Raw genomic sequence first — 1,543 nt, 5'->3', positions numbered from 1 at the left:
CTAGGAGCTGTCCGGCCGATCATGTGACTGTCGCCTGGTCGGATCGTTGTCCTGTGTATGGGGCGGGGTGAACGCGGTGATCTGTCGGACGCGGAGTGGGAACGGCTGCGGCCGTTCCTGCCCGTGAGCAACGGTCGGTGCGGGCGGTGGCGTGATCACCGGCAAGTGATCGACGGGATTCTGCACCGGGTTCGGACCGGGGTTCATTGGCGCGATCTGCCGGAGCGGTTCGGGCCGTGGAAGACGGTCTACGAGCGCCACCGGCTCTGGTCGGCCGACGGCACCTGGGAACTTCTGCTGCACCAAGTCCAAGCGGCGGCCGATGCGGCTGGCGAGATCGACTGGGACATCTCGGTGGACTCGACCATCGTCCGCGCGCACCAGCACGCGGCCGGCGCCCGCACCGACCCGCCGCCGGCCCTTGCCGGCTCAAAGGGGGACAAGACGCTGGAACACCAGGACGAAACTCCGTGGCAGAGCCTCGTCGACCGGCTGGTGGAGGTGGTGCAGGAAGCGAGGGCCTGGGTCGTTCGCGCGGCGGCTTCACGAGCAAGATCCACCTGAGCGCAGACGGTCGCTGCCGGCCGCTGTCCCTGATCGTCACACCGGGGCAGCGGGCCGACTGCACCCAGTTCGTGCCGGTGCTGGAGAAAATCCGGGTTCCCCGGCCCGGGGCCGGCCGGCCCCGCAAGAAGCCGGACAGCGTCGCAGCAGATAAGGCGTATAGCAACGGTCCTTGCCGTCAATACCTGCGGCAGCGCGGCATCCGGCACACGATTCCGGAGAAGGCGGACAGCCGGGCCGCCCGCCTGCGCAAGGGATCACGAGGCGGACGGCCACCGGGGTTCGACGAGGAGCGGTACAAGAAGCGCAACACCGTCGAACGGGCCGTCAATCGGCTCAAGAACTTCCGTGCGGTGGCTACGCGGTATGACAAGCGCGGCTACGTGTTCCTCGGCACTGTCTCGGCTGCAGCTGTCATCGTGTGGCTCCGCTCATGACCGGCCACTCGCGCGTTCACGTCGAGTGCGGAAGCCTGGCCGACCGCAGCAAACAGGATGAGAGGCAGCTCCTTGTCGGCCTGGCCGATCGCCAGCGCGAGCCAACGACCGCTGTCGGAGAGCGGCCACACCTGCATGCTCACAGCCTGCTGGCTGAGGTAGTCGAGCGGCTCGGGCACCGGCTCTCCCTCGCAGCTGGCGCTGAGATACGGTCCGAGTTCCACTACGAACGCACTGCCCCACCGATCCGTCAGGCGTGCCGCCAGGTCGTCGAGGCGGGCCTGCAGTTCGGCCTCGGCCTCAACCCAGGCCTGCCCGTCGTCGTCATCCCAGAAATCCCGACTGACCTGCAGCTCGCGCACATGATGCTCAGGTCCACCGCCCCCGGAGGCGTCAACATAGGTCACCTCCGGGAACGGCTGCACGGCCAACGCAGCAATCGTCGAGAGGTACTCCTCGGTGGTCATGGGCGCAGGCTATGAGACCGCGCAGACAACCTCCGCCGACTGCCCACACCAATGATCGCCCGGACAGCTCCTAGC

At 67.7% G+C, this 1,543-nt stretch carries 2 protein-coding genes; one reads left to right on the top strand and one right to left on the bottom strand.

Annotated features, from left to right (window positions below; translation table 11 throughout):
• Positions 1 to 57 precede the first annotated feature (57 nt).
• Positions 58 to 1,001 (top strand): IS5 family transposase gene (locus tag QSK52_RS39005; protein WP_435053494.1). Its coding sequence is split into 2 segments (ribosomal slippage): positions 58 to 399 and positions 402 to 1,001, totalling 942 coding nucleotides; the frame shifts between segments, so codons are not numbered across the junction.
• Here QSK52_RS39005 and QSK52_RS39000 read toward each other — a convergent pair.
• A complete protein-coding gene (locus tag QSK52_RS39000; RefSeq protein WP_285741029.1) occupies positions 944 to 1,468 on the bottom strand; it encodes a hypothetical protein in 525 nt (174 codons plus the stop codon). The two genes, QSK52_RS39005 and QSK52_RS39000, sit on opposite strands and share 58 nt — an antisense overlap.
• Between the last annotated feature and the right edge of the window lie 75 nt (positions 1,469 to 1,543).

It is taken from the genome of Kitasatospora phosalacinea, assembly GCF_030268885.1.
Taxonomy (GTDB): Bacteria; Actinomycetota; Actinomycetes; order Streptomycetales; family Streptomycetaceae; genus Kitasatospora; species Kitasatospora phosalacinea_C.
This window is presented reverse-complemented; position numbering and strand designations above follow the sequence as displayed.